This is a genomic window from Aeromonas sp. 601039 (genome assembly GCF_049174415.1).
Taxonomy (GTDB): domain Bacteria; phylum Pseudomonadota; class Gammaproteobacteria; order Enterobacterales; family Aeromonadaceae; genus Aeromonas; species Aeromonas veronii_A.
Genome location: NZ_JAAKTL010000027.1, coordinates 20,182 through 42,488, shown reverse-complemented (window position 1 = coordinate 42,488; position 22,307 = coordinate 20,182). Strand labels below are relative to the sequence as shown.

At 60.4% G+C, this 22,307-nt stretch carries 26 protein-coding genes; 11 read left to right on the top strand and 15 right to left on the bottom strand.

Annotated elements, in window-relative coordinates; genetic code table 11:
• Positions 1–10: 10 nt before the first annotated feature.
• The 5 genes from agaW to G5195_RS17895 are packed head-to-tail and all read left to right on the top strand — an operon-like array spanning position 11 to position 4,185.
• Entirely contained in the window at positions 11–784 is a 774-nt protein-coding gene (gene agaW, locus G5195_RS17915; RefSeq protein WP_005354369.1) for a PTS N-acetylgalactosamine transporter subunit IIC, read from the top strand.
• On the top strand, positions 774–1,652 hold the full coding sequence (agaE, locus tag G5195_RS17910; RefSeq protein WP_005354370.1) for a PTS N-acetylgalactosamine transporter subunit IID: 879 nt from the start codon (positions 774–776) through the stop codon (positions 1,650–1,652). The genes agaW and agaE overlap by 11 nt, the downstream gene beginning before the upstream one ends.
• 48 nt (positions 1,653–1,700) lie before the next feature.
• Complete coding sequence (gene agaF / locus G5195_RS17905; protein ID WP_115522006.1) at positions 1,701–2,141, top strand: PTS galactosamine/N-acetylgalactosamine transporter subunit IIA; 441 nt, start codon at positions 1,701–1,703, stop codon at positions 2,139–2,141.
• Positions 2,141–3,340, top strand: a complete 1,200-nt coding sequence (gene nagA / locus G5195_RS17900) for an N-acetylglucosamine-6-phosphate deacetylase (protein ID WP_421236356.1) — start codon at positions 2,141–2,143, stop codon at positions 3,338–3,340. Before agaF ends, nagA begins: the two co-directional genes overlap by 1 nt.
• On the top strand, positions 3,331–4,185 hold the full coding sequence (locus G5195_RS17895; protein WP_167567023.1) for a tagatose bisphosphate family class II aldolase: 855 nt from the start codon (positions 3,331–3,333) through the stop codon (positions 4,183–4,185). Before nagA ends, G5195_RS17895 begins: the two co-directional genes overlap by 10 nt.
• A gap of 120 nt (positions 4,186–4,305) precedes the next feature.
• Here the strand turns inward: G5195_RS17895 and pdxJ are convergent, their stop codons facing one another.
• The 10 genes from pdxJ to rpoE all read right to left on the bottom strand — a co-directional run bounded on the left by pdxJ (position 4,306) and on the right by rpoE (position 13,010).
• Positions 4,306–5,043: a pyridoxine 5'-phosphate synthase gene (gene pdxJ, locus G5195_RS17890; RefSeq protein WP_005335389.1), complete on the bottom strand. Its 738-nt coding sequence runs from the start codon at positions 5,041–5,043 to the stop codon at positions 4,306–4,308.
• Between the two features lie 84 nt (positions 5,044–5,127).
• The gene (gene recO / locus G5195_RS17885; RefSeq protein WP_005335391.1) at positions 5,128–5,838 is read right to left on the bottom strand and encodes a DNA repair protein RecO; all 711 of its coding nucleotides are present in this window, start codon (positions 5,836–5,838) and stop codon (positions 5,128–5,130) included.
• On the bottom strand, positions 5,839–6,738 hold the full coding sequence (gene era, locus G5195_RS17880) for a GTPase Era (protein ID WP_005335393.1): 900 nt from the start codon (positions 6,736–6,738) through the stop codon (positions 5,839–5,841). It lies immediately after the preceding gene.
• A complete protein-coding gene (gene rnc, locus G5195_RS17875) occupies positions 6,735–7,406 on the bottom strand; it encodes a ribonuclease III (RefSeq protein WP_005335394.1) in 672 nt (223 codons plus the stop codon). Before rnc ends, era begins: the two co-directional genes overlap by 4 nt.
• A complete protein-coding gene (gene lepB / locus G5195_RS17870; protein ID WP_005335395.1) occupies positions 7,407–8,330 on the bottom strand; it encodes a signal peptidase I in 924 nt (307 codons plus the stop codon). It abuts the gene before it with no gap.
• Positions 8,331–8,333: 3 nt separating this feature from the next.
• On the bottom strand, positions 8,334–10,127 hold the full coding sequence (gene lepA / locus G5195_RS17865; RefSeq protein WP_005335396.1) for a translation elongation factor 4: 1,794 nt from the start codon (positions 10,125–10,127) through the stop codon (positions 8,334–8,336).
• A gap of 116 nt (positions 10,128–10,243) precedes the next feature.
• Positions 10,244–10,705 carry a SoxR reducing system RseC family protein gene (locus G5195_RS17860; protein WP_040068038.1) on the bottom strand — a complete coding sequence of 154 codons (462 nt, stop codon included), beginning with the start codon at positions 10,703–10,705 and terminating at the stop codon, positions 10,244–10,246.
• A 93-nt stretch (positions 10,706–10,798) separates the two neighbouring features.
• Complete coding sequence (locus tag G5195_RS17855) at positions 10,799–11,779, bottom strand: MucB/RseB C-terminal domain-containing protein (protein ID WP_005335407.1); 981 nt, start codon at positions 11,777–11,779, stop codon at positions 10,799–10,801.
• Between the two features lie 21 nt (positions 11,780–11,800).
• Positions 11,801–12,406 carry a sigma-E factor negative regulatory protein gene (locus G5195_RS17850; RefSeq protein ID WP_421223577.1) on the bottom strand — a complete coding sequence of 202 codons (606 nt, stop codon included), beginning with the start codon at positions 12,404–12,406 and terminating at the stop codon, positions 11,801–11,803.
• A gap of 22 nt (positions 12,407–12,428) precedes the next feature.
• Positions 12,429–13,010: an RNA polymerase sigma factor RpoE gene (gene rpoE, locus G5195_RS17845; protein ID WP_042062096.1), complete on the bottom strand. Its 582-nt coding sequence runs from the start codon at positions 13,008–13,010 to the stop codon at positions 12,429–12,431.
• A 182-nt stretch (positions 13,011–13,192) separates the two neighbouring features.
• Here rpoE and nadB point away from each other — a divergent pair, with 182 nt between their 5' ends.
• The gene (gene nadB / locus G5195_RS17840) at positions 13,193–14,800 is read left to right on the top strand and encodes an L-aspartate oxidase (protein ID WP_421236355.1); all 1,608 of its coding nucleotides are present in this window, start codon (positions 13,193–13,195) and stop codon (positions 14,798–14,800) included.
• A gap of 133 nt (positions 14,801–14,933) precedes the next feature.
• Here the strand turns inward: nadB and G5195_RS17835 are convergent, their stop codons facing one another.
• Entirely contained in the window at positions 14,934–15,326 is a 393-nt protein-coding gene (locus tag G5195_RS17835; protein ID WP_421236354.1) for a protein YgfX, read from the bottom strand.
• Between the two features lie 19 nt (positions 15,327–15,345).
• The gene (locus G5195_RS17830) at positions 15,346–15,615 is read right to left on the bottom strand and encodes a succinate dehydrogenase assembly factor 2 (protein WP_236348725.1); all 270 of its coding nucleotides are present in this window, start codon (positions 15,613–15,615) and stop codon (positions 15,346–15,348) included.
• Between the two features lie 111 nt (positions 15,616–15,726).
• Here G5195_RS17830 and ygfZ point away from each other — a divergent pair, with 111 nt between their 5' ends.
• Complete coding sequence (gene ygfZ / locus G5195_RS17825) at positions 15,727–16,635, top strand: tRNA-modifying protein YgfZ (protein ID WP_199765780.1); 909 nt, start codon at positions 15,727–15,729, stop codon at positions 16,633–16,635.
• Positions 16,636–16,641: 6 nt separating this feature from the next.
• On the opposite strand, the gene G5195_RS17820 is transcribed toward ygfZ, so the two are convergent.
• Positions 16,642–17,523 (bottom strand): LysR family transcriptional regulator, encoded by an 882-nt coding sequence (locus G5195_RS17820; protein WP_021229472.1) that lies wholly within the window; start codon positions 17,521–17,523, stop codon positions 16,642–16,644.
• 125 nt (positions 17,524–17,648) lie between these two features.
• Between G5195_RS17820 and G5195_RS17815 the strand changes: the two genes are divergently transcribed.
• The gene (locus G5195_RS17815) at positions 17,649–18,095 is read left to right on the top strand and encodes a PACE efflux transporter (protein WP_216961077.1); all 447 of its coding nucleotides are present in this window, start codon (positions 17,649–17,651) and stop codon (positions 18,093–18,095) included.
• A 162-nt stretch (positions 18,096–18,257) separates the two neighbouring features.
• Here the strand turns inward: G5195_RS17815 and G5195_RS17810 are convergent, their stop codons facing one another.
• Entirely contained in the window at positions 18,258–18,614 is a 357-nt protein-coding gene (locus G5195_RS17810) for a hypothetical protein (protein WP_167557017.1), read from the bottom strand.
• Positions 18,615–18,858: 244 nt separating this feature from the next.
• On the opposite strand from G5195_RS17810, the gene cutA reads away from it, so the two are divergent.
• From cutA to G5195_RS17795, 3 genes are all read left to right on the top strand, one after another.
• Positions 18,859–19,176: a divalent-cation tolerance protein CutA gene (gene cutA / locus G5195_RS17805; protein WP_421210090.1), complete on the top strand. Its 318-nt coding sequence runs from the start codon at positions 18,859–18,861 to the stop codon at positions 19,174–19,176.
• A complete protein-coding gene (locus tag G5195_RS17800; protein WP_421223583.1) occupies positions 19,173–20,963 on the top strand; it encodes a protein-disulfide reductase DsbD in 1,791 nt (596 codons plus the stop codon). The genes cutA and G5195_RS17800 overlap by 4 nt, the downstream gene beginning before the upstream one ends.
• Before the next feature lie 131 nt (positions 20,964–21,094).
• Complete coding sequence (locus G5195_RS17795; RefSeq protein ID WP_139733337.1) at positions 21,095–21,508, top strand: hypothetical protein; 414 nt, start codon at positions 21,095–21,097, stop codon at positions 21,506–21,508.
• Between the two features lie 55 nt (positions 21,509–21,563).
• Here the strand turns inward: G5195_RS17795 and G5195_RS17790 are convergent, their stop codons facing one another.
• Positions 21,564–22,067: a hypothetical protein gene (locus tag G5195_RS17790; protein WP_421223585.1), complete on the bottom strand. Its 504-nt coding sequence runs from the start codon at positions 22,065–22,067 to the stop codon at positions 21,564–21,566.
• Positions 22,068–22,307 lie beyond the last annotated feature (240 nt).

Sequence of the window (22,307 nt, the reverse complement as noted above, 5' to 3'; positions counted from 1 at the left end):
GACAATTGTGATGGAAATCAGTTTGTTACAAGGTCTGCTGCTTGGCATCCTGGCGTTTTTCGCCGGACTCGACCTGTTCAACGGTCTGACCCACTTCCACCGTCCCGTGGTGCTGGGGCCACTGGTTGGCCTCATCCTCGGCGACCTGCCCACCGGTATTCTGGTGGGCGGTACCCTGGAGCTGGTCTGGATGGGGTTGGCCCCGCTGGCGGGGGCGCAACCGCCCAACGTCATTATCGGCACCATAGTCGGCGCCACCTTCGCCATCACCACCGGGGTCAAGCCGGATGTGGCGGTCGGGGTTGCAGTTCCCTTCGCCGTTGCCGTGCAGATGGGGATCACCTTCCTCTTCTCGGTGATGTCGGGGGTGATGTCCCGCTGCGATCGCATGGCCGAAGCAGCTGACGTGCGCGGTATCGAGCGGGTCAACTACCTGGCGCTGCTGGCGCTGGGCACCTTCTATTTCCTCTGTGCCTTCCTGCCCACCTACTTCGGGGCCGAACATGCCAAGGCAGCCATCGACGTGCTGCCCGCCCGACTCATCGATGGCCTCGGCGTTGCTGGCGGCATCATGCCCGCCATCGGTTTTGCCGTGCTGCTCAAGATCATGATGAAGAACGTCTATATCCCCTACTTCATCCTCGGTTTCGTCGCTGCCGCCTGGCTCCAGTTGCCGGTGCTGGCCATCGCCGCCGCCGCGCTGGCCATGGCCCTGATCGACTTCATGCGCACCACCACCCCGCAAGCTCGTCCTGTTCAGGAGGAAACCGAAGATGGCATCTAACAACACAGCTGCGCGGATCATCTCCAGCGCCGAACCGCACAATACCCGGCCACAATCCGACGACACCTATGAAGATCAGCAGCTTGGCGCCGAGCTGACCAAGCAGGATATCAACCGCTTTGCCTGGCGCTCCCTGCTGCTGCAGGCCTCCTTCAACTATGAACGGATGCAGGCCTCCGGCTGGCTCTATGGATTGCTGCCGGCACTGCAGAAGATCCACACCAATCCGCGGGATCTCTCCCGGGCCATGAAAGGGCACATGGGCTTCTTCAACACCCACCCCTTCTTGGTCACCTTCGTGATGGGGATCGTGCTGGCGATGGAGCGCTCCAAACAGAACGTCAACAGCATCCAGAGCACCAAGATTGCCGTCGGTGCACCGCTTGGCGGGATTGGCGATGCCATGTTCTGGCTCACCCTGCTCCCCATCTGTGGCGGCATAGGGGCAGATCTGGCACTGCAAGGCTCCATCATGGGTGCCGTGGTCTTCTTCCTGCTGTTCAACGTGGTCCACTTCGGCCTGCGTTTTGGTCTGGCGCACTACGCCTACCGCATGGGGGTAGCGGCCATTCCGGTCATTAAGGCCAATACCCGCAAGGTGGGCCATGCCGCCTCCATCGTCGGTATGACGGTGATCGGCGCGCTGGTCGCCACCTATGTGCGCCTTGGCACCACGCTGGAAATTACTGCTGGTGATGCAGTCGTCAAACTGCAGGCTGATGTGCTCGACAAGCTGATGCCCGCCTTCCTGCCGCTGCTCTACACCCTAGCGATGTACGCCCTGATCCGCAAAGGCTGGAGCCCGCTGCGCCTCATCGTCATCACGGTGGTACTCGGTATCGTCGGCAAGTTCGCCGGTTTCCTCTAATCCGGAGCCGGCAGTAAGCCGGCCCCCTTTGCAGTAAAGGAACAGACTATGTTGGGCATCATCATTTGTGGTCATGGCGGTTTCGCCAGCGGTCTGGAGCGCGCCATGCTGCAGATCCTCGGCGAACAGGAAGCGGTTATCGCCATCGACTTTCCCGAGAGCTCCACCACCGCCCTGCTGCAGGCACAGTGCGAAGCGGCGCTGGCAGAGGTCGACAAGGGGGATGGCGTGGTCTTCCTGACCGATCTGCTCGGCGGCACCCCGTTTCGGGTCGCCTCAACCCTCTCACTGCACCAGCCAGAGCGGGAGGTTATTACCGGTACCAACCTGCAACTGCTGCTGGAGATGGCGCTGGAGCGCGATGGCCTCAGCGCCCGTGAATTCCGCAGGCAGGCCCTTGATTGCGGCCACCGGGGGCTCACCTCGCTGGCAGATGAGATGAGTAAAGAGCGTCAGACAGATGTCGCTCTCGCCGAGGAGGGCATCTGATGGCCTCACGGATCCGTGCCCGTCGCCTGCTGACCGAACAGGGTTGGCTGGAACATCAGGAGCTGACCCATGAAGGGGGCATCATCACCGCTATCGACCCCATCACTGATGGCGATCCGGCGCGGGATGTCGAGCTGCTGGTACCCGCGCTGATCGACGGTCATGTCCACGGCGGTGCCGGTGTCGATGTCATGGATAGCGATGGCAATGCCTTGGCTACCTTGTCGATGGCCAAGGCGGCAGAAGGGGTCGGCGCTTTTCTTGCCACCACGGTCACCGCCCCACTCCCCGAGATAGAGCAAGCACTTGCCCGCATTGCCGATGGCGTTGCTCACGGCATGCCGGGCGCCGAGCTGCTCGGCTGCTATCTGGAAGGCCCCTACTTCACGCCGGACAACAAGGGCGCCCACGATCAGGCGCTGTTTCGGGAGCTGGATATTGCCGAACTGAACCATCTGCAACAGCTGGCGCGTGGCAGCCTGAAGGTGGTCGCACTGGCACCGGAAAAGCCGAATGCCATCGCGACCATTCACCATCTTGCCGCAAACGGCATACGGGTGATGCTGGGCCACTCGGCGGCGGATCACGACACCACCATGGCGGCGCTGGCAGCGGGCGCCTCCGGGCTGGTGCACTGCTTTAACGGCATGCGCGGCCTGCACCACCGCGAACCCGGCATGGTCGGTGCGGGCCTTGTCCATCCCGCAGCTTGGCTGGAGCTGATCGCCGATGGCCATCATCTCCACCCGAGCGTGCTCAAGCTCTGTCACTGCTGCGCCGGCCAGCGCCTGCTCTTGGTCACCGATGCGATGCGCGCCGCCGGTATGCCCGACGGTCACTATCTACTTGGCAACTATCGGGTCGAGATGAAAAACGGCGTGGTACGCACCGACACCGGCGGCCTGGCGGGCAGCACCCTCACCCTGCTTGGCGCCGTACGCAACATGGTGCAGTTGGCGAATGTACCGCTTGATGCAGCAATCGCAATGGCCTCGCTGGCACCAGCAAAAATGCTCGGCCTTGCCGATCGTCTCGGTTCACTGGCGGTTGGCAAACAGGCCAACCTGCTCGCCCTCACCACTGAACTCAATCAACAACACATCTGGGTAGCTGGCCGGGAGATAAACCCGACCCAGCTCTCCTCCCTTTTCTCAGGATCTCGCGTCAATCAGGACGCTCAGGAGTCACTATGTATCTGATCTCTTCCCATGAAATGCTCAAAGATGCCCAGCGCCGCGGCTATGCCGTACCGGCTTTCAACATCCACAACCTGGAAACCGTGCAGGTGGTGGCTCGCACCGCCGCTCGCATGCGCTCTCCGGTGATCCTGGCTGGTACCCCGGGTACCTATCGCCATGCAGGGGTCGAGTATCTGGTCTCCATCTGTCAGGCCGCCGCCCATGAATATCGCATCCCGCTGGTGCTGCATCTGGATCACCACGAAGACGAGCAGGATATCCACAACAAGGTCGAAGCGGGGATTCGCTCCGCCATGATCGATGCCTCGCACTTTCCGTTTGAAGAGAACATCGAGAAGGTGCGCAGCGTGGTCACCTTCTGCCACCGCATGGGGGCCAGCGTCGAAGCGGAGCTGGGCCAGCTGGGCGGTCAGGAGGATGACCTCATCGTCGATGCCGCTCATGCCAAATTTACCGACCCGCTCAAGGCAGCCGAGTTTGTCCGCCGCACCGGCATCGACTCGCTGGCGGTGGCCATCGGTACCGCTCACGGCCTCTACAAGGAGGAGCCCCGTCTCGACTTCGCCCGCCTCGCCGCCATTCGCGAGCAGGTGGATATTCCGCTGGTGCTGCACGGCGCTTCCGGCGTACCGGAAGCCGATGTGCGCCGCTGCATTGAGCTCGGGATCTGCAAAGTCAACGTTGCGACCGAACTGAAGATAGCCTTCGCCGATGCAATGAAAGCATTCCTTGGCTCTCATCCGGATGCCAGCGACCCGCGCCAGTATCTGGTACCCGCCATGGCCGCCATGGAAGAAGTTGTCGAGGCGAAAATCCGTATGTGTATGAGCGATGGAAAGCTGTGATCACGAGAGCTGACTCGCCATGCCGTGATTGACTTGGTTCAGCTAAAAACAACAAAGGACGCCGTGGCGTCCCTTGTTATTTTTGGCGGCCGGTCTCAGGCCGCGGGCCTAATTTGCAACTCAGATCCCCTGACGGGCTTCCTGCATCAGCAGGCGCATGTCGCTCACGGCTTTGGCCAGACCATCGAAGGCGGCACGGCCAATGATGGCGTGGCCGATGTTGAGCTCATAGAGCTCGGGGATGGCGGCGATGGCCTTGACGTTGTGGTAGTGCAGACCGTGGCCGGCATTGACCTTGAGCCCCTTGCCAGCGGCATAGGAGGCACCGGCGGCGATGCGCTTGAACTCGGCGTTGCGCTCGGCATCTGTGGTGGCATCGGCATAACGGCCGGTATGGATCTCGATAAAGGGGGCACCACTCTCGGCAGCGGCATCGATCTGGATGGGATCGGCATCGATAAAGAGCGAAACCTGGGCCCCCACCGCGGAGAGGCGGGCCACTGCGTCAGTCACCTTGTCCAGCTGGCCGGCCACATCCAGACCGCCCTCGGTGGTCACCTCGGTGCGCTTCTCCGGCACCAGACAGACGAAGTGGGGCTTGATGCGGCAGGCGATACCGATCATCTCTTCGGTCACCGCCATCTCCAGGTTCATTCTGGTCTGGATAGTCTGGCGCAGGATCTCCACGTCGCGGTCGGTGATGTGGCGGCGATCTTCACGCAGATGCACGGTAATGCCATCGGCCCCGGCCTGTTCGGCCACGAAAGCGGCCTGCACCGGATCCGGATACTGGGTGCCACGGGCGTTGCGCAGGGTGGCGATATGGTCGATGTTCACACCCAGATAGATTTCACTCATTGAGAACTCCTTGAAAGGCTTCATCTGTTGACTGCGCGGTCAGCGAATCACACCGCGCCAATATCCGTATGTCTGTAATCTGTGTCAGCCTTGCATACTGGCTTTACGTTTTAAAAACAGCTCCCGGCTCTTTAGCTGGCGCTTGCCCAGATAGGGTTGCAGTGCCAATCGGCTGAAACGTTTGGCCGCCTGCAGCAAGGGAGGGGTATCGAAACGTCCCTCGGCAAAGGCGAGCAGGTGGGCACCGAGAAACAGGGTACGGGGATCCGGCGCCCGCTCGCAAGCAACAAAGCCCAATTCACGCTCGAAGCCATAGAGCAGGGTCGGCTCGATGGGCGACTCGTCGTCCGCCGTGTACTCGAAATCGACCGCATAACCCAGCGCCTGCAGCAGCAGGAATTCGAAGCGGCGCAGCGGCAGCTCCGGTGTCTCGCCGTCAGCCAGCGCCATGATGGCACGGGCATAGGCATCGAACACCTCGGGGAACGGGGTGTGGGCTTCCAGCAGGTAGTAGACCAGCTCGTTGAGATAGAGGCCGTAGAAGAGGCGATCGCCGCCGAGACGCAGGGAGTGATCCGGGCATTCGACCTGGGTGAGGTTCTTGAGATCGCCCTTGCCGCGCCAGGCGATGGTGAGCAGGGTAAAGGGTTGCAGCAGCCCCTTGAGAGGGGAGCGTGGCCCGCGAGAACCGCGAGCCACCAGAGTAAATCGGCCACTATCCTGGGTGAAGACCTCGACCAGCTGGCTGGTCTCCCGATAGGGCCGACTGTGGATGACGAAAGCCGGGGTCAGCAATCAGTCGTCGCCATACCCGAGGCTGCGCAGGGCGCGCTCATCATCAGCCCAGCCCGACTTGACCTTGACCCACAGCTCGAGGTGCACCTTGTTCTGGAACAGCCGTTCCATATCGAGGCGCGCTTCAGTACCGATGGTCTTGATCTTCTCGCCTTTGTTGCCGATGACCATCTTCTTCTGACCATCGCGCTCGACCAAGATCAGACCGTGGATGTGGTAGAGGCCGTTCTCTTCCACCTTGAAGCGCTCGATCTCCACCGTCACCGAGTAGGGCAGCTCCTCGCCAGTAAAGCGCATCAGCTTCTCGCGGATGATTTCGGAAGCCATAAAACGAGAGGAGCGGTCGGTCACGTAATCTTCCGGGAAGAAATGGACGTTTTCCGGCAGCAGATCCTTGGCCCACTCGCGGATCTTCTCCACGTTGGTGCCCTTTTCGGCACTGATGGGCAGAATATGGGCGAAGTTCATCTGTTGGCCCAGCCACTCGAGGTGGGGCAGCAGATCTTCTTTCTCTTTGACGTTGTCGATCTTGTTGACCGCCAGCACCACAGGGCACTTGAGATTGCGCAGCTTGCCCAGCACCATCTCGTCGTCTTTAGTCCAGTGGGTACCGTCGACCATGAACACCACCATGGCCACATCACCCAGCGAACTGGTGGCGGCACGGTTCATCAGGCGGTTGATGGCCCGTTTCTCTTCAATGTGCAGACCCGGGGTATCCACATAGATGGTCTGGTAGTTATCCTCGGTGTCGATCCCCAAAATCCGGTGACGGGTGGTCTGGGGCTTCTTCGAGGTAATGCTGACCTTCTGGCCAAGCAGCTTGTTGAGCAGGGTGGACTTGCCCACATTCGGGCGGCCCACGATGGCGACAAAGCCGCAGTAGGTGGTATCTGTCATGACAGTTTTTCCAATGCTTGCTGCGCCGCGGCCTGTTCGGCTTTGCGACGGCTGGTGCCGACCCCGACGAGGGGACCATCCAGACCTTCCACGTCACACTGGACAGTGAACTCCTGGTTGTGTGCCTCGCCCTTGACGTTGGTCACAGTGTAGGTCGGCAGGGATTTGCGGCTTCCCTGCAAAATTTCTTGCAGACGGGTCTTGGGATCTTTCTGCTCGATGCCCGGCTTGATCTCTTCCAGGCGGCTGGCATACCAGCTCAGCAACAGTGTCCGCACCGTCTCAAGATTGGTATCCAGATAGACGGCACCGATCACCGCCTCGACCGTGTCGGCCAGAATGGATTCGCGGCGAAAACCGCCGCTCTTGAGTTCGCCGGGCCCCAGGATCAGGTGATCCCCGAGGTCAAACTCCCGGCCCAGTTCGGCCAGGGTCTTCTCGCGTACCAGGGTGGCGCGCATCCGGCTGAGATCCCCTTCCGCCGCTTGCGGGAAGCGGTGGAACAGATCATCGGCAATCACCAGACTCAAAATCGAGTCACCCAGAAATTCCAGTCGCTCATTGTGACGGGAACCGGCGCTGCGGTGAGTCAGCGCGCGGGTCAGCAGTTCCAGATCCGCAAAGACATGCCCGAGACGGGACTGCAGTCTGTTCATTTTGATATTCATTTACTTGATTCCGCCAATGCGGTTGAAGCGCACACCTGTCGGTACCCAACTTGGCAGCAGGGAGCCTTCTTCGCGCTCGAATTCAAAACTTATCCAGATAGCGACCGCCTTGCCGACCAGATTCTGCTCGGGCACAAAGCCCCAGAAGCGGCTGTCGGTGCTGTTGTCGCGGTTGTCGCCCATCACGAAATACTGACCTTCCGGTACCACCCACTCGTCGGGGTAGGTGCCGGGCTGGCGATAGTAACGGCCAACCATGTCGGGCATCAGCGGATTGCGCAGGGTCTCGTGGGAGACATCACCCAACTGCTCGGTATAGCGGTCAAGGGGGATCCCCATCTGGGTAAATTCGCCTCTTTGTTCAAACTTGACGTCGAGCTTCTTGAAGCCCGGGCACGTTTTCCCTTCCTGTTCCTCGCACTTGGGCCGGATCATCAGCTCCTTGTTGCGATAGATAACCCGATCACCCGGCATGCCGACCACCCGCTTGATGTAGTCAACGCGCGGTTCAAGGGGATACTTGAACACCACAACATCGCCACGCTTGGGCTCGCCAGTCTCGAGAAACTTGGTGTTGGTCACCGGATCCCGCAGACCATAGGCAAACTTTTCCACCAGGATGAAATCGCCCACCAGCAGAGTGGGCATCATGGAACCTGACGGGATCTGGAACGGTTCAAAAATGAACGAACGCAGGATCAGCACAAAGGTGATGACCGGGAAGACCCCAGCGGTCTGCTCAATCCAGACCGGCACGGGGGCGACCTTGGCCAGGGTCTTCTCATCCAGGTGGGCACCGCCATGGGCACGAGCCACGGCAATCTTGGCGGCGCGCTGCTTGGACCAAATCATCTTGTCCAGACACCAGATAACACCGGTGATCGCGCAGACCACCACCAGGATCAGGGAAAACGTGCTTGCCATCTATTAATCCTTTCCGACGTGGAGAATCGCGAGGAAGGCTTCCTGCGGCACGTCGACACGGCCGAGGGACTTCATCCGCTTCTTACCTTCTTTCTGCTTGTTCAGCAGTTTCTTCTTACGACTCACGTCACCACCGTAACACTTGGCGGTTACGTCCTTACGCAGTGCCTTGACGGTACTGCGAGCGATGATCTGGTTACCGATGGCCGCCTGAATGGCGATATCGAACATCTGGCGCGGGATCAACTCGCGCATCTTCTCCACCACCTGACGACCGCGATACTGGGCGTTGTCCTTGTGGGTGATGATAGCCAGGGCATCGACGCGCTCACCGTTGATCATGATATCCAGACGGACCATGTCGGAGGTTTCGAAACGCTTGAAGCCATAGTCCAGCGAGGCGTAACCACGACTGGTGGATTTCAGACGGTCGAAGAAGTCGAGCACCACTTCCGCCATCGGGATCTCGTAGGTCAGTGCCACCTGCTTGCCGTGATAGACCATGTTGGTCTGCACGCCACGCTTCTCGATACAGAGGGTGATCACGTTGCCCATGTACTCCTGCGGCAGCAGGATATGACACTCGGCGATCGGCTCGCGCATCTCCTTGATGCTGGTGATGGCGGGCATCTGGGCCGGGCTGTCGATATGAATGGTGGAGCCGTCGGTCAGCTCGATCTCGTACACTACGGTCGGCGCCGTGGTGATCAGATCCAGATCGTATTCACGCTCCAGACGCTCCTGAATGATCTCCATGTGCAGCATGCCGAGGAAGCCGCAACGGAAGCCGAAGCCCAGCGCAGTGGAGCTCTCCGGTTCGAAGAACAGGGAGGCATCGTTCAGGGAGAGCTTGTCGAGGGCGTCACGGAACGACTCGTAGTCATCGCTGGAGATAGGGAACAGACCCGCATAAACCTGCGGCTTCACCTTCTTGAAGCCGGCCAGCGCCTTGTCGGCACCGTTCTTGGCCTGAGTCAGGGTATCGCCCACCGGCGCGCCGTGGATGTCCTTGATGCCGCAGACAACCCAACCTACCTCGCCGCAACCCAGCCCCTGGGTATCCACCTGCTTGGGCGTGAAGATACCGATACGATCGACCCCCCACACCTGACCGGTGCTCATCACCTTGATCTTGTCGTTCTTCTTCAGAGAACCGTTCTTGATCCGCACCAAAGAGACAACGCCCAGATAGGAGTCGAACCAGGAGTCGATGATCAGCGCCTGCAGCGGGGCATCCGGGTCACCTTCCGGTGCCGGGATCTTGGCGACGATCTCTTCCAGCACCAGGTCAACACCCAGACCGGTCTTGGCGGAGCAGCGCACCGCATCGACCGCATCGATACCGACGATGTCTTCGATCTCCTCGGCAACCCGCTCAGGTTCTGCGGCCGGCAGGTCAATCTTGTTCAGCACCGGCACCACTTCCAGATCCATTTCCATGGCGGTATAGCAGTTGGCCAGAGTCTGTGCCTCAACCCCCTGGCCGGCATCCACCACCAGCAGCGCCCCTTCACAGGCCGCCAAAGAGCGGGAGACCTCGTAGGAGAAATCCACGTGGCCCGGGGTGTCGATAAAGTTCAGCTGGTAGGTGTTACCGTCTTGTGCCTGGTAGTTCAGGGTCACACTCTGTGCTTTGATGGTAATGCCGCGCTCGCGCTCCAGATCCATAGAGTCAAGCACCTGAGCCTGCATCTCGCGGTCGGACAAGCCACCGCAAGTCTGGATCAGACGGTCCGACAGGGTCGATTTACCGTGGTCGATGTGCGCAATAATCGAAAAGTTACGAATGTGTTTCATCGAGCAAGAGTCACTCAAAATTAGTTAAGGTCAGTTATGGAGGCGCGATTTTACTGGATAACCCGGCTGACGGCCATTCTTTAGTCGCCAGCGCCAGTGAAATAGCGCCTGTTCAGTCAGGGGAGGATGCGGACAGGGACCACGACGCCGAGCATCTGCGGGCCGTAGCGCCCCTGATCCAGGCGGTTGGAAAAGTAACGAACCAGTAAAAAGCCCAGCACGCCCCCCAGCAGGCAGCAGAGAATGGTAATTCCCTCCCCGCCCGAGAGCAGCGGTGCCAGCCAGAGCTGCCCCAGCAAGGCGCCGGCCAACAGACAGAAAAGCGGCAGCACATAGACCAGCGCCGCCCCGCGCAGCAGACTCTCTTGCGGGATACCGAGCCTAACTTGCTGGCCAACCCGCACCTCGGCGGTCAGCCTGACTCGCAAGCGGGGAGCTTTCAGGGGAAACGCCTTGGCCACGGTGCCGGTACCACAGTTGGATTGCTGCTGACAACCACTGCAGGCGGAGCGACGCTCGCACTCCACCCAGGCATGGTCACCCTCAATGGCCACCACGGTCGCCAGCTCTTCACTCATCTCATTCACGGCAACACCTCGGGTTCACACAATCAGGGGATCTGACCACGACTCGCCACGCTCGGCAAGCGGGAAACAACCCCGCATCCCCCGTTACTGCACCGCTTCGTTGCGGGCCAGCGGCTGGACCGACTCGGCGATGCGCTTGGCGGTCTCGGCAGGCACCTCACCGACCACGGTGATCTCGACCCCCACCTCGTTGACATAGCTCACCAGCGAGGTCGCCCCCTGGCGGATCAGCTGCTGGCGCACCGCCTGCTTGGGATCGACCCGGGAGACGTAGACCGAGAGATCCACCAGCCCGTCGGAGAGCATCATGTAATCCACCGGCATACTGGTGGTCACCAGCTGGTGCCGGTCTTGCGACAGCACCTTGAAGCCATCGGGCAACCAGGTGATCTGCCAGTTCAACTGCTGTTGCGGCGCCGGATAGGCATCCTCCAGCGCCAGCGCCGGGGGCTGCTTGCTGTTGGCCAGCTTCACCAGCCAGGGGGCCGGTTTGCTCTGCAGATCCAGTTCGACACCAAGTACCTGCTCCACCAGATTGCCTTCCCGCTCGACCATGTCGATCCGCAACAGCAAGTGGCTCTGCTCATCAATCCAGAGCACGAAACCATATTTGTCGGCCTCTTTAGGCACAAGCCTCACCACCTGCGCCACCACACCGGCAACCCGGCTGCGACCGGCCAGCACAGGGTCATAGCTCTCCAGTACCTGTGCCAGCGGCATCTTCACCAGGGTCGACCAGATGCCGGGGAAGCGGGCATCCTTCAGGGTGTAGGGATCGTGGCTGTTTTCAAAAAAGGTGTATTCATTCTGGCGCTGGAGATACTCGATCGCCTTGCCGTCAAGGTAACTGAGGTGGGCCACTTCCTTGCCGTTGATGACGGCATGGCTGATCCGGATCGGTTCAAGACGCCCCTGACGGGCCTTAACCATGGACAACTCGAAATTCTGTTGCTGCACGGCACTCTGCATCTGCTGCAACAAGGCCTCGGCCGACTTATCGTCGGCCGAGGCCTTGGCACTAATTAGCAGGAGAGAGGCCAGCAAAATACGGCTGGACTGGCGCACGTTTGTATCCCTGACAATTCGTTATTGTTGGAGCTGTCTGTCTTGCAACAGGCGCTGCTGCAACTGGTGGTCACGCAGGAAGGCGTTGATCCGCTCCCGCTGCTCCTGCATCTGCTGTTCGGTCAGCCCCTGCTGACGGGCACGGGCGCCATCCTGTTGCGGATAGTGAACACTCACAGGCGCCGCACTGCCACCGATAGGTATGGTATTGAGCACAGGGTTGTTCGGTACGCCGTCCTGCCCCTGGTACTGTTGCACCCCGAAAATCACGGCCGCGGCCACAGAGGCTGCGATGGCATATTGTCCCAGCTGCTGGCCGACCCGACGAAACAGGGGCACCACATTGTTGGAATCTGTCTTGATCGGTGCAACGACCGGTTGTACCACCGACGCAGTCTCAACCGGCTTGGGTGCCAGTATGGTGGGCTCATCTTCCAGCGCAGCCATGATGCTGTCACTGAGATCCAGTTGCAGATTGACCGGCAGGTCACCCCGCATGGCATCGCCGATCAGGTGGTAACGACCCCAGGTAGCTTGCAAGTCGGAGTCCATCTCCAGCTCGTTCAGTACCTCTGCGTCACTCAGGTCACCATCCATCAGGGCAGAGATTTGCTCTTTATTTGCCATAAGTTAACCCGTCTTTCCCCAGTTAATTCTCGATCAGAGGTTGCAGCTTTTTATCGATTGCTTCCCTCGCCCGGAAGATACGGGATCTGACCGTACCCACAGGGCAATCCATGATTTCGGCAATCTCTTCATAGCTCAGCCCTTCCAGTTCGCGAAGGGTGATCGCTGTCCTCAGGTCTTCCGGCAATGCCTCTATGGCTGAAAACACGGTGCGTTTGATCTCGTCAGTCAGCGCCAGGTTTTCGGGGGTTGAGACCTCTTGCAAGGCTTCACCACCGCCATAAGACTCCGCTTCGTCAGCCTCCACATCACTGCTGGGCGGCCTGCGCCCCTGGGAGGTCAGATAATTCTTCGCCGTGTTCACGGCAATTCGGTACAACCAAGTGTAAAAAGCACTCTCGCCACGGAATGTCGGCAATGCCCGGTAGGCTTTTATGAAGGCCTCTTGTGCCACATCGGGCACATCGCCGGGATTGTTGACATACCTGGCAACCAAGTTGACCACCTTTTGCTGGTATTTTTTTACCAACAGGTTGAAAGCTGCTTTATCGCCGCGCTGGACCCGTTCAACCAGTTGTTCGTCCAGTAGATTCTGGTCGCTCATCAGAGCCGTAAAACCCCCATCAGGTTATCGTTCTTCTTTTCCGGCCCTTCCTAAGCGCACAAGTTCAGACAGGGAGAATCAGAGAAAGTTCGCTTCAATTGAAAAAAATGTGATGCAGGCTGCATCCTCGCCCTCGCTTGGGCTACCATGGTGCCAGTTCTTAATCCAGGCCAATGATACTTATGAAAGCAAGTGTTGAATACCTTTGCGATGTACTGATCATTGGCAGCGGTGCCGCTGGTTTGTCCCTCGCGTTGCGATTGGCAGACCACGCCAAAGTCCTGGTTCTGAGCAAGGGGCCCATCAGTGAAGGGGCCACTTTCTATGCGCAAGGAGGCATCGCTGCCGTTTTCGACGAAACCGACAGCATCGAATCCCACGTGAGCGACACACTCAACGCCGGGGCAGGGTTGTGTGACCCGGCCGTGGTCGAGTTCACCGCCCGCCACGCCCGCGAGTCCATCCAGTGGCTCATTCAGCAGGGGGTCCCCTTCGATCAGGAGGAGAATGCCGAGGGCGAGTCCCAATACCACCTCACCCGGGAAGGGGGCCACAGCCATCGCCGCATCTTCCACGCGGCGGATGCCACCGGCAAGGCGGTACAGCTCACCTTGATCGATCAGGTGCGCGCTCACCCCAACATCCAGCTGATGGAGCGCTTCAACGCAGTCGACCTCATCACCACCCGCAAGCTCGGCCTGCCGGGCAACAAGGTGCTGGGCGCCTACGTCTGGAACCGCAACGCCGAGCAGGTCGAGGTGATCCGCGCCCGCTTCGTGGCACTGGCCACCGGCGGTGCTTCCAAGGTCTACCAGTACACCTCCAACCCCGATGTGAGCTCTGGCGATGGCATCGCCATGGCGTGGCGGGCCGGCTGCCGGGTGGCGAACCTGGAGTTCAACCAGTTCCACCCCACCAGCCTGTTCCACCCGGATGATCCCAACTTCCTGCTGACCGAAGCACTGCGTGGCGAGGGGGCCTATCTGCGCCGCCCGGACGGCAGCCGCTTTATGCCGGAGTTTGACGAGCGGGCCGAACTGGCGCCACGCGATATCGTCGCTCGCGCCATCGACCACGAGATGAAGCGGCTCGGGGCGGATTGCATGTATCTGGATATCAGCCACAAACCGGCCGATTTCATCATCAAGCACTTCCCGACCATTTATGAGCGCTGCCTTGCGGTCGGTATCGACATCACCAAGGAACCGATGCCCATCGTCCCAGCCGCCCACTACACCTGTGGCGGAGTGATGATCGACAGCAACGGCCAGACCGATATTCCCGGCCTCTACGCCATCGGTGAAGTGACCTACACCGGGCTGCACGGTGCCAACCGCATGGCCTCCAACTCCCTGCTGGAATGCGTGGTCTATGCCCATCAGGCGGGGGCCGACATTCTGGCCAAGCTGCCGATGAGTGTGGAGCCGCCGCGCCTGCCGGTGTGGGACGAGAGCAAGGTGGAAGATTCCGACGAACTGGTGGTGATCCAGCACAACTGGCACGAGCTGCGGTTGATGATGTGGGACTACGTGGGGATAGTGCGTACCAACAAACGCCTGGCCCGCGCCAAGCGCCGCATCGACCTGCTCAAGCAGGAGGTGCAGGAGTACTACGCCAACTTCCGCGTCTCCAACAACCTGCTGGAGCTGCGCAACCTGCTGCAGGTGGCCGAGCTTATCGTCAACTGCGCCCTGCAGCGCAAAGAGTCTCGCGGCCTGCACTACAACCTGGATCATCCGGATATGCTGCCGGACTCCAAGCCAACCGTACTGACCCCGGAGCGGGATTAATCCCCTTCCCGCCAAGCATTGCAGCAATCAGTGACCCCGCCCCGGCGGGGTCACTTGTTTTCAACCGCTTTTCAGCCACATGGCAACAGCTTATCGCGCTAAATCAGCGCATGGTCATCACGGAAAGCAGGCGTCAGCGCCGAGATGGCAGAAAGTTGATGGCTCGCGCCAGCAGGCGGTAATGTTCGGGGGGAAGGGCGTCGGAGAAGAGCCACAGTTGCCGTGGCGACGCCGATTCAGAGCCTTCCGGCTCGGGACAAAGCGCCAGCCTGAGCACGCCGGGCAAAATGCGGCTTTTCTTGCCGAGCTGATAGCGGCAACCTTGCCACTGTAGCCACTGACCATCCCAGACAAGCTCGAACGGGGGCGCGGCGAGCACCCGCCAGCTCAGCCAAAGCGCCACCAGCCAGATGGGCAGCAACAGGGCCCACTGCCAACCGGTAATCAGGCCAGCCACCGGCCAGAGCAACAACAGAAAGAGGGCCACCAACAGATATCGCTGATGGCGGGAGGGGTGAACCGTCATGATCACCCGCTCCACGGTATTACCCCTGGCGATCGTGACGAGCCTGATTACGCTCCAGGATCATCTTGATCATCGTGGCGAAAGCTGGATCACTCGGGATGGCATGACCCATGGTCCAACGGAACAAGTCCGGATCATCGCTCTCCAGCAGGCGGATAAAGGTCTGCTGATCGGCTTCGCTCAGGGAGTCGAACTCGTGTTCGAAAAAGGGCATAAAAACAACATCCAGCTCGAGCATGCCACGGCGGCAGGCCCATTTCAGACGGGATTTTTCAACTGGGCTCAACATGGAACTCTCCTTACAAAGACCCGAGGATGGTACCAGCTGGATTTTCCGGCTGACAAACATTAGTTACGTCTTTACCATGCAGGTCACATACTTTCTCTCTGGAATACCATCGTGAGCCTGCAACCACCTGTTTTTCCTGCCGAGCCGACCCGCTTCTCCCTGACCAAGCTGGCCATCACCCGTATCAGCGGCCAGGATCGCGTCAAATATCTGCAAGGTCAGGTCACCTGTGATGTCAACGCCCTGCAACCGGGGCAACAGACCCCGGGTGGCCACTGTGATCCCAAGGGCAAGCTGTGGAGCAATTTCCGCCTGCTCTGCCTCGACGACAGCCTGCTGCTGCTGACCAGCCCTTCAGTGTTGGAACGTCAGCTGCCGGAGCTGAAGAAATTTGCCGTTTTCTCCAAGGTCGAGATCGCCGCCGATGAGCGTCACGCTACCGGGATCGCCGGTACGGGCAGCGATGAGTGGATCGCCGAGCAGTTTGGCCTTCTGCAGAGCGGTCTTATCGACGGCGGCATGGCGGTGAAGATTGAACAGGATCGCTGGCTGCTGGTGAGCAATCAGCAAGCCGACGCCCTGCCGCAAGGTGACGAGTCACTCTGGTGGGGGCTCGAGATCAAGGCGGGCCTGCCACACATGGAAGCGGTGCATCAGGGGGAGTTCATCCCGCAGATGCTCAACCTGCAGGCACTGGACGGCATCAGCTTCAACAAGGGCTGCTACATGGGGCAAGAGACGGTGGCCCGCGCCAAGTATCGCGGCGCCAACAACCGCGCCCTGTTCCTGCTGGCGGGCACTGCCGGCGAGCCGGTCAATGCGGGTGATACCCTGGAGATCCAGCTCGGTGACAACTGGCGTCGCAGCGGTATGGTGCTCAACGCCTGGCAACATCAGGGTCAGGTGTGGCTCACCGCCGTACTGCCGAAGGATACCGAGGCTGACGCCCAATTCCGCCTCAAGCAGGAGGAGAGCTCCCAGCTCACCCTGCAACCCCTCCCCTACGATCTGACCGAGTAAGGTCGGCTAGCGAGGCACCCGCGCCAGCAGGGCCTCCTTCAACCAGCGCCCCGCCTGCCCAAGTGGGCGGGCGCGATGCCACTGCAGCTCCAGCGCCAACGCATGGCTGGCGATAAAATCGGGCTCTAGCACCACCACTTCGCCCCGCTTCAGCGGTTGATGCAGCAGAAATTCCGGAATCGCGGACCAGCCAAGACCCCGCTTGACCAGCTCCAGCACCCCGAGATCCCCCTCGACCCACCACACCTGAGCCGAGATGCGAAAACGCTGGCGCTCGCTCCCTTCCCGTCGGCCGGTGACCATCAGCTGGCGTGCCCCCTGCAGATCGACCTCCCGCAGCGGCTGCTTGCGGGCCAGCGGATGATCCGGTGACACCACCAGCGGCATGGTCACCTCCCCCAGCGAATGGGCGACAATCTCTCTCTGGGGGTGCACCTTCTGATAACTGATGCCGAGCTGGGCCCGGCCGGTCACCAGCATCTCGGTCACATCCTCCATCAGCGGGAAGAGCAGCTCCAGCTCCACGGTCGGGTAACGAGTGGCGAACGCCTCCAGCAGGGTGCCGAGCCAGGGGAGGTGGGAGTCATCATCGATGGCCAGAGTGAGCCGCGTCTCCACCCCGGCCGCCAGCTCCCCGGCAATAGATTGCAATCGTTCACTCTGCGCCAGCAGGATCCCCGCCTCCTGCACCATGCGGGCCCCCGCCTCCGTCAGCTGCGGATAGCGGCCGCTGCGGTCAAACAGGGTGAGCGCCAGATCGATCTCCAGATTGGCGATAGCGCTGCTCACTACCGACTGCGCCTTGCCCAGCTTGCGGGCGGCAGCGGAAAACGAGCCGGTTTCGGCGGCCGCCAGCAAGATCCTCAGTTGTTCCAGTGATGGCGTCATCTTATGGCCCTCCGGCAAGCTCTCTCATCCATCTATTTTAGCGATGGATACCAACATGAATCTATCGCTAAAGATCTATAGATTAACCAGCAATCCGTGAATAAATCTGATTGAGAGAGTGACTTATGCGTACCCGTAACGATCGCCTGCGCCATGCCATTGGCTTTGAATTCATTGGCCTGCTGATTGCCGCCCCGCTGGCCAGCTGGGTTACCGGGGTCGGGCTCAACCATATGGGCCCGCTGGCACTGTTCTTCTCGGTGCTGGCCACGGTCTGGAACTACATCTACAACATCGGGGTCGACAAGCTGCTGCTCAAATATCAGGGCCATACCCACAAAACCCTGTGGCAACGGGTTCTGCATACCTTCGGCTTTGAGGGCGGTCTGCTGATCGTCGCGCTGCCGGTCATGTCCTGGTGGCTGAGCGTCAGCCTGCTGGAGGCGCTGGTGCTGGATCTGGGCTTCGTCGTCTTCTATCTGATCTATGCCTTCGTCTACAACTGGGGTTATGACAAGGTGTTCCCCATCCCCGGCGAAGTGCCGCACGGCATGCCACAAGAGGCGCGCTAAGGCACGAATCAGTTGGATTGAAACCGAGAAGTGAAGGTCAACGAGGGAAGGCAACAGAAGAAACGACACGGCCCCACCATGGCAGACATGATGGGGCCGCAACAGGGATCAGCGCTGGCAGGCCGGCTGATTCAGAGGTAAGGATTCAGGCCTGCCCGTCGCTCAAGCCTGGGCCTTGAGCTCTTCGCCGCTCTCGTCGGCCGCAGCAGCCTCTTCAGGCTGGGCCTGAGCGGTCTGCAGCGCTTCCAGCTCGCTCTGATAATCGCTCAGGATCTGCTGGGCAACCGCCATATCTCCCTTGTGTTTGCGCTCGAACAGATGGTGCTGCACCACGCCGTTGAGATACTCCACCGTGATGGGCTGCTCCAGGGTGGCCATCAGCTCCTCTTTCTCCAGCTCGGCATTGATTTCATCGGCGGTCGTGCGCAGCAGCCCGGCCAATTGAACCAACATGCGGCGCTCACCTTCGCGCAGCAGGCTCAACATGCGGTTTCTCTGCTGCTCATTCTGTTGGGTCATACATTTCCTTACGTCAATTGGGAACAAGCCCGCTCATTCTGCCCTGTCCCCATGACAGCGTCTATCTCATGCCCCCCACAAATTTTTGGCGCTGGCTCACAAATGGCTACAGATGCTATTTGAAGCGCCTCTGGGGTATAGTAGCCGCTGATTTTCGGGCGCTTTTTTCACCTTCATCCGCAGACAGGGATGAGACGGCAAGGGCGCCTGCCCGGTTTACCCCAACGAGGTGAAGATCCGCTTTATGACCGACGCCATTGTGGTGCTCTGCACCTGCCCAGATCAAACCAGTGCCGACCTTCTCTGCGAGCAGCTGCTGAACCAGCGGCTGGCCGCCTGCATCAATCAACTGCCGAGCATGACCTCCGTCTATCGCTGGCAAGGCAAGGTGGAGCGCACCGCCGAGATCCAGCTCATCATCAAATCCCGTCAGTCGCGCTTTGCCGAGCTGCAGGCATGTATTCAAGCCAATCACCCCTATGAGGTGCCCGAGCTGCTGGCCCTGCCGGTGAGTGCCGGACTACCTGCCTATCTCGACTGGCTCAATGGGGAGAGCGCATGACGTTCACCCGCTTGCTCTCTCCCCTGTTGCTGCTCTGTGCCCTGTTGACGACAGCGGCGGGCAGCGCCCCTGCCCACGCCAGCGGCACCGATCTGCTCAGCTCGCTGGGCATTGAGGCCAATGCCAAACCCAAATTTTTGCAGGTCGATGAGGCCTTTCAGATCGAGAGCGAACAGCGTGGCGATCAGCTGCTGCTAACCCTCCACATCGCCGACGACTACTACCTCTATCGCCATAGCCTGCGCTTCAAGGGGAACAACCTCACCTTCAGCGAGCCGACCCTGCCGGAAGGCACCGAGCACGAGGATGACTTCTTCGGCAAGACCCGGGTCTACTACCAGCAGGTGAGCATTGCGGTGCCGCTCAAAGAGGTGGGCGACGGCGCCACCCTGCGGGTGCGCTATCAGGGCTGCACCGACGGCCTCTGCTACCCGCCGACCGACAAGCTGATCGATGTGGCCCCGCTGGTCACGGCAACCACCGCATCCGCAGCTGAAACGGCACAAAGCGTCGCACCGGTTAGCCAGCAGGATCAGCTCGCCGCAGCCCTCGGCAATCAGGGTTTCTGGCTCAGCATCGTCGCCTTCTTCGCGCTGGGGCTGGGGCTCGCCTTCACCCCCTGCGTCTTCCCCATGTACCCAATCCTGACCGGCATCATCGCCGGTGCCGGCCATCGCCTCTCCACCGGTCGCGCCTTCCTGCTCTCCTTTGTCTATGTGCAGGGGATGGCGGTCACCTACACCCTGCTGGGGCTGGTAGTGGCCTCGGCAGGTCTTAAATTCCAAGCGGCGCTGCAACACCCCTATGTGCTGATCGGCCTCTCGGTGATGTTCGTGCTGCTGGCCCTCTCCATGTTCGGACTCTATACCCTGCAACTGCCGAGCAGTTTGCAAACTCGGCTCTCCAGTCTCTCCAACCGCCAGCAGGGCGGCTCTGTGGTCGGGGTCGCTATCATGGGAATGATCTCCGGGCTGGTCTGCTCACCCTGCACCACGGCGCCGCTCTCGGGGGCACTGATCTACGTGGCCCAGAGCGGCGATCTCTGGCTCGGCGGGGCGGCGCTCTATGCGCTGTCACTGGGGATGGGTCTGCCGCTGCTGCTGCTCGGCACCTCGGGCGGCAAGCTGCTGCCCAAGGCGGGCGCCTGGATGGATGTGATCAAGCAGCTGTTTGGCTTCGCCCTGCTGGCAGTGCCGATCCTGCTGCTGTCACGGCTCTGGAGCGACCAGATTGCCACTCTAGCCTGGCTCGGCTGGGGGCTGCTGCTGTGCGGTTATCTCTATCACCACAACCAGCACCAGCCCCACTCGGTGGCCAAAAGCGTGCGCGGCTTCGTGCTGTTGCTGGCGATGATCAGCGCCGTGGTAGTGGGCAAGGATCTGCTGCAACCGGCCCCCCCTGCTGCCATCACGGCGGATGCCAGTCAAACGGCACCTCAGTTTATCCGCATCAAGACGCTGGATGATCTCAAGGTGCAGCTGGCCGCCGCTCGCGGCAAGCCGGTGCTGCTCGACCTCTACGCCGACTGGTGCGTCGCCTGCAAGGAATTCGAGCACAAGACCTTCAGCGATCCCACGGTGAGGGAGCGCTTCGGCCAGATGGTGCTGCTGCAGGCGGATGTTACCGCCAACGACGATGCCGATATCGAGCTGCTCAACGGCCTCAATGTGCTGGGGCTGCCGACCCTCATCTTCTTCGACCGCGAGGGCAAGGAGCTGACAGGCCTGCGGGTCACCGGTTTTATGGGGCCTGCCGAGTTTCTGGGCAAACTTGATCAGCTACGCTGACCAACGGCCCCCCTGTCGACAGGCAGGGGCCGCCTCATACGTTACGCACTGATTTTTCTGGCAATCCCTTGTATATGGCCGGCAGCATGGCAGAATTTGCCCTTCGATTGTCTCGCCCGTCCGGAGTTTTGATGAAAAAGTGGTTCATCCCCCTGCTAGCCCTCTGGCTTTATGGCTGCAGTGCAGGGCCCGGTGAAGAGGATATCCGGAGCCAAGTTACCGCCAAGCTGCTGGCCGAGACAGACGCCAACCTGTTCGATATCAGCGACTTCACCATCCTCGGCAAGGAGGAGCGGATGGAGGGGGTCTATCTGGTCAAGGTGAGTTACCAGCTCCACTTCAAGCAGGGGCTCGATCAGTTGCAGGTATTGCACGACGAGGATCTGGTCTACGACCGGGTTGGCCCCTTCCAGCAGGAGATGGGTCTGATGGAGCTCGAGCGTAAATATGGCGAGTTCGAGGCGGGCCAGGTGCTGCCGCAAGAGGCAGAGGTGTGGATGATGAAGAGCGAACAGGGCTGGCGGCTGGCGGAACCAGCGCAATAAAAGGCAACAAGCCCCTCATGTCTCTGCAACGGCGGGGCTGCCGTTGCCAACCAGCTCAAACCTGGGTATCGACCCGATACCCTTTTCGCTCGGCAGGTTCGTTCGGCAGCTTGCTGGCCAACCCTGACAGTACCTCCTTGAGGGTGACCCCGCTCTCTGCCGCACCGCTGCTCTCCAGCAGCTTGGTCAGCTGGCTCTGCAAGGGGTTCACCGCTTCGATCTCGGCTCCTGGTTCGCTCTCTTTTCCCTGCCCGCCCTGTTGATCCAGCGTCTCCAGCAGGCGCTCCAGATCCCGCTTGAGCGGATTTTCGCTGCTGTCGGCGATGGCGAGTTTGCGCTGTTCCTGCTCTTGCCGCTGTTGTTGCTGCAATGCCAACTGTTGTTCCTGCTGCTGTTGCAGGGCGCCCATCATGGTGTTGATGAACGCTTCCAGCGAATCTCTGATTGAGATGCGGCTCCCGCTGCTATCCTCCCCTTGCGGCGACAGCCCGAGCTCATCCAGCACGGCGCCAAGATCGCGTACCATACGGCTGTCACTGCCCGTTGATGGTAAGGTCACAGCCCGCTCCTGTGCCTGCGCAGCGGGAGATCCCTGCCGTTGCGCCAGCGGGGGGAGCCCGCCTGACGCGACCACATTTATCTCCATCTTGGCCCTCCTTCACATCTTTTTCGGCCAGCGAACCCGCTCTTGTTCGCCTGGCCCGGCCTCACGCTCACACCTAAAAGATAGCGCCAACCAGCAGGGATTGGCGCGAATGCATCTTTTGGTCTATCAGGCGGGATAATTGTGCCAACCCGC